The organism is Pedobacter sp. 01T416_2 (assembly GCF_056398925.1).
On sequence record NZ_JBFTQI010000434.1, the window covers coordinates 1 to 5,027 of the forward strand.

Genomic DNA, 5,027 nt, shown 5'->3' on the forward strand with positions numbered 1-5,027 from the left:
GAGGCTTGGTTATGGGCCTATGATGAAACAGCGTCATACAAAGATGATGATACAAAAAGCTGGGTTTACTTCGGCCAGAATCAATATTCGGCAACTGTAAAAAAGGAGGTCTCAGTTGAAATTGAAGTTGGTTTTGATCCACACCCAAATGTTTTTGCAGATACGCTTGAGGTTTTAGATGCTTCGATTCCTGATGATCTTTTCTATGTCGACGATGAACAGCATATTGAATTGGTTAAGCACTGGAATGATAATGATGATTACGAATCCATTTAAACCTGTGAGGTCAGGCGCTAAGTCCCAGCTCAATGACTATTTAACATTTTCTAACGCAGCTATAACAATTACAATGAACAAATGAATGCAAAAAAGAAAATATCGCCACAAGCAATCCTTGCGCTTCGGGAAGCTTTAGCATCAATCTATTGGAAAAAAGAACATTTAAGAGATTTCGTCAAGCTTTCTCTGGACAATTCCGCAATCGTCGCCACCATCAATTGGGAGGGTACCAAAAGGGATAGCATTAAAGAATTGCTTGAGCGTATGATCAATAGGCGTGACATCTATGATGCCGATCTAATGAACCTTTTTTTAGCTGTAAACGACTTTACAGACTTTGACAATCTTGATTTTTGGGACGAAGATGGCAGCAAGAAAAAGAAAGCAAAACAGTCTGTTGCTAACCTCAGAGGCCTGACAAAGGGATATTTCGAGGCAACCAAAGACCAAGAAGCGGCTAAAGCAAGGAAATTGGAAGCAGAAAAAAATCTAAAAAAAGTCGTCTCCCTAGAGGATGAGCTCAATGCCCTCAAACAAGACTTCTATAAGATTGCAGCTAACCAAAACTTTCAACAAAGAGGCTTTGAGTTTGAAAAGTTCTTATATGACCTTTTTCTCATCTACGACCTTGAGCCAAAAGAATCTTTCAAAATATATGGAGAACAGATCGACGGTGCATTTACTTTCCAGGGRAACGATTATCTATTGGAAGCAAAATGGAAATCAGAAGTTAACAGAAGCGATCTGGCTCACTTCTGTTTTAAAGTAGAGGCAAAATTTAAGACAGCCGTTGGACTACTCATTTCTATCGATGGAGTAACCAAAGAGGCGGTTTCTTCTGACTTTAAATCCATCATAATTATGGATGGCGGAGATTTGATAGCCATACTTGATCGACGTGTAACACTCCCGGATCTGCTTTATAAAAAACGTAGGCATGCCATTGAAACAGGCAATATCTATGCCCGATTCACCGATTTTATATAAACGGTGATGCACAGATACCATACTTTATCTCAAAGGCACTTCTTAGATCAAAATGAATTTATTTAGTTCGCTTCTTAACCTTTATCGCACCAACGGATCTAAAACTCCTTTGGAGGATTTCACAACGGAAATCCTAGCACATGTACTGGATAGCGACAGCGAACTCAGAGACGCTTTCGTCAACACAGTATTAGGCATTGAGGGTAGTGGATTTCGGATTTATTCCCAGCAGCATTATCCTTTTCGCAAAGGCAATAGAGCAGCATGCAGAATCGATTTGGTGATAAAAAACTCCGATACGCTTTGTTTTATTGAAAATAAAGTAGATTCTCCGGCCGGGAAAGACCAACTTACCAATTATCTGGAGCTTTTATCAACACTTAGTTCATTTGAACGTAGATTCCTCCGTTACTGCACCAAGTTTTATGATGGCCAACCACATATTAAATCCGAGTTTTACGCAGAGCTGAGATGGTATAATATTTCGGATTTTTTAAAACCACATGACAAAAACGAACTTATCAAGCAATTTTTGGATTTTTTAGAACTCAATCAGATGGGAAACTCTACTGACTTTACATTACATGAAATTTTAGCCTTACAGCACATTAACCCTGTACTTTTAAAGATGAACGTTTACCTGGATAAGATAAAGCCGAGGTTTACCGAGCTGTTTGGCAGTATCAACAATTCCAAATCATCAACCCAGTTGTTAAATTACAACCGTCAGGTGATCCGGATACACCCGATATTCGGGACTGGTTATAGTGAACTTGGTACAGGGTTCGATTTCAACGGCACACCAAAACTATTCGTTTGGATGTGGGTAGATGAGAACTGCTCAGATTATCACAAATTTATACACATGAAAGTTCCTGATGGGCTGTTCCATAATGAAAATTATATAGAGTTCGGTAAACCGTTATCTGATTTTATCAGTTCGGAGAATATGGAACAGGATATAGAAAAATGGTTTGAGAAAGCTTTTGGCGTATTTATTGAAATCATCCAAAATAATCCAGAAGTGAAATGGAATAGAATTATCACAATATAAAACGGATATGAATGTCGAACGATTTTAATATCAAATCATCAACTATTGAAAAGGGGCTGAACCTTGTAAAGGAATTTCTTGGCAAACTGATTGGTCCTAGCGTCGAGGAAATAGAGACCCCAACAACAATTAGCATCAAATAAATGCCAAGTATGATTGTGGATACAAAATGGCTGATCTAGGAGAACTCTTTTTAAAGGTTTGAGAAAACAGAGATATTGAATTATGAATCTAGCTGAGTAATCCAATATTGTTAGTATTTACATATACTCATCTATGGGTATTAACCATTATAGATTTGCTTATGCGGAATTTTAACAGCAGATTAGCTGGAAACTAACGCTTTATCATGTCAGAAAACACAATTCCGAGTTCGAATAGCCATACCATAAGGTTTTATTTGCACACCCTCAAATTTACACCCTTCGCAAATATCCAAGACAATTCAAATGATATCCTTATTAAATTAATAACATTCCTCAACAAAGAGCGCTTGGAAAACAAAGCGTTCCTGGTAGACAAAAACAAAAACCGCCAGGACGGCGACAAAAGGGAACTTTTCATGAATGTTACCTATAGAATCCCGAAGACTAAAAAGATCAGGTGTTCCATAGCACTACTCAGGGCAGGGAAAAATCTAATGGTAAAACCTTTGGATACTTACGAACTCGTACCATTCAATAAAGCATCCGGATCAATTGCAGAAGTAACAAATTTCTTTATTGATTATAGCCGTAACCCCGCAATAATGTGTGTTGAATACAACCACAATGGCCCTAGGTTGTCAGATATAGAATATTATTTCCGGAATATTGCACACGAAGTTTTGAGACTCGCAAAAGCAACAACAACCACGACATTTATGGACGTGCCAATTGACAAAACAATTGAAGAACTTCACAACGTCCTAAATTTTGAAATCAAGTTAAAACCGCAAAATATTCCCCAGATGGATGATGATATTAAGGGATATATCACAGAATTTGCTAATTTAGGGCAAAAACTCAAGCCAAATTTTATACGTATAGAAGCGATGTTCCAGACCCCTGGTTCAAAAGTAAAAAGTGTAGAGCTGAATAAAGGTGCCAATACGATGATGACCGCGTTATTAGATAAGTTCAGGAAAAAACCTTACCATATTGATCATTTCGAGGAGTTTGAGTTGAAATATGTCAACAAAGATGGTGAAGATGCCACCTTCAATTTAATGAAAGGGAAGAAAGAAATATCAGTAGAAATCGAACCTGATGCTCATTTGACTTCTAAGGAATGGTTCGAAAAAATCGAAGGTGATTTTGACGAGTTTATGAAAAAATTTGAATCATGATCGACATTTATTTTAGGCGACCGATACTATATGATTACCTATTCTGCTGTATTATAACGGGGATACTTTATGTTTTATATATACGTCAACTTATTACAATACCCAAAGCCGAGGTAAGTATTTCGACCACAACCGACTTGGCAACCATCGCGCTAACCTTAGGCGGATTTGTCCTTACTTTGCTAACCGTATTAATCACATTTAAAACCGGAGCAAGAATTCCAAATGGTCAAGAAGGCGATATACCTTTATTTGACCTTTTCTTTTCTACAGGCCTGTATTACCGAACAACCACTTTGTTAAAAGGCTGTATAAAATCGTTAATATTTGTTGCAATTTTAGGATTCGTTCTAAAGCTCTTTTTGACAGAAACATTAACAAAATACATATTCTTCGCAAACGTAGTGGGACTCATCATAATCGCGACAACGCTCTGGCGTAGTCTCTTAATTTTAACAAACATCATCAAGCTACAAAAACAGGGCTAATAATTTGAAAGCAGAATCAATCATTAGGCTTTTATTTTTTATGATAAATATACTGTAATCACACGCGGCACTTCAATTTAATGGCCACTGCTCTTTTGACATTCAATCCTTTGCGAAAAACAGCATTATTCCATTGAAAAAAATTGTCCATTTCATATGGATCATAAAAAAGCCGTAATCACTAATCAATCGATGAATAGCTTTAGGAATTAGTTATTTTTGCATTTTAAATTTATGCTCATGATCAGTAGAGGACACCTCAATCCCAATCAGCTCGATATCCTACAAACGATACAGGACCGGATTAAAAACCAGGAAAAACGGACTTTAATCTCTATGCCGCCAGGTACCGGGGCAAGTAAGATCTCATCTATTATTGTACATGAATACTTGCCAAAGCTAGAACAAAAAGACCATATTTTAGTAATTTGTCCGGCAACGTACCTAAAGGAGTATTTCAAAAATCATCTCTCATTAAATCAAGAGCTGTCTACTACTGAAACACTTGGTCCCGATGAGAAAGAAAAACTACTGATCCTAACTGAGACCGAGTTATTTGACACCAAATACAAAGATTTTAAGAGTAATGCAAAACATTTTCCCCTTATATTCTTTTTAGACTATGATCCCGCCTCAAAGCGGATGAATGCAACATTAGAGTTTTTTAATAATTCAATGCTTGTTGCTTTTACAAGTAGCGAGCAGCCGTCAGTATATTTTGGTGCACTGAGCTTTAAATATACCACCCGTGATGCTATCCAAGATGGTAAGCTCACTGCGCTCCATATATCCAAGATTAAGATGGAAATGGCCGAAAGTCATGCACATACCCATAACCGTTTAGTAGGTAATTTGAATCTTACAGAACAGGAGACTAATACAGTAAGTGAAG

General features: G+C 37.2%; 6 protein-coding genes. All 6 read left to right on the forward strand.

The genetic code is table 11. From position 1 onward, the window contains the following. Positions 1 to 276: hypothetical protein (locus tag AC1DPQ_RS17255; protein ID WP_477610352.1), on the forward strand; the 276-nt coding region annotated here is incomplete at its 5' end. An 81-nt stretch (positions 277 to 357) separates the two neighbouring features. Continuing rightward, positions 358 to 1,266, forward strand: a complete 909-nt coding sequence (locus tag AC1DPQ_RS17260) for a hypothetical protein (protein WP_477579124.1) — start codon at positions 358 to 360, stop codon at positions 1,264 to 1,266. 52 nt (positions 1,267 to 1,318) lie between these two features. Next, a complete protein-coding gene (locus AC1DPQ_RS17265; protein WP_477610353.1) occupies positions 1,319 to 2,320 on the forward strand; it encodes a PD-(D/E)XK nuclease family protein in 1,002 nt (333 codons plus the stop codon). Between the two features lie 493 nt (positions 2,321 to 2,813). Then, positions 2,814 to 3,647 (forward strand): hypothetical protein, encoded by an 834-nt coding sequence (locus AC1DPQ_RS17270; protein ID WP_477584897.1) that lies wholly within the window; start codon positions 2,814 to 2,816, stop codon positions 3,645 to 3,647. Further along, the gene (locus AC1DPQ_RS17275; RefSeq protein ID WP_477584898.1) at positions 3,644 to 4,135 is read left to right on the forward strand and encodes a hypothetical protein; all 492 of its coding nucleotides are present in this window, start codon (positions 3,644 to 3,646) and stop codon (positions 4,133 to 4,135) included. Before AC1DPQ_RS17270 ends, AC1DPQ_RS17275 begins: the two co-directional genes overlap by 4 nt. 240 nt (positions 4,136 to 4,375) lie before the next feature. Further along, positions 4,376 to 5,027, forward strand: a 652-nt coding sequence (locus AC1DPQ_RS17280) for a DEAD/DEAH box helicase family protein (protein WP_477610354.1), incomplete at its 3' end; no start/stop codon positions are given.

Coding starts and splice junctions, on each gene's coding strand:
- AC1DPQ_RS17265 (WP_477610353.1), top strand. CDS start 1,319: ATGAATTTATTTAGTTCGCTTCTTAACCTTTATCGCACCAACGGATCT.
- AC1DPQ_RS17275 (WP_477584898.1), top strand. CDS start 3,644: ATGATCGACATTTATTTTAGGCGACCGATACTATATGATTACCTATTC.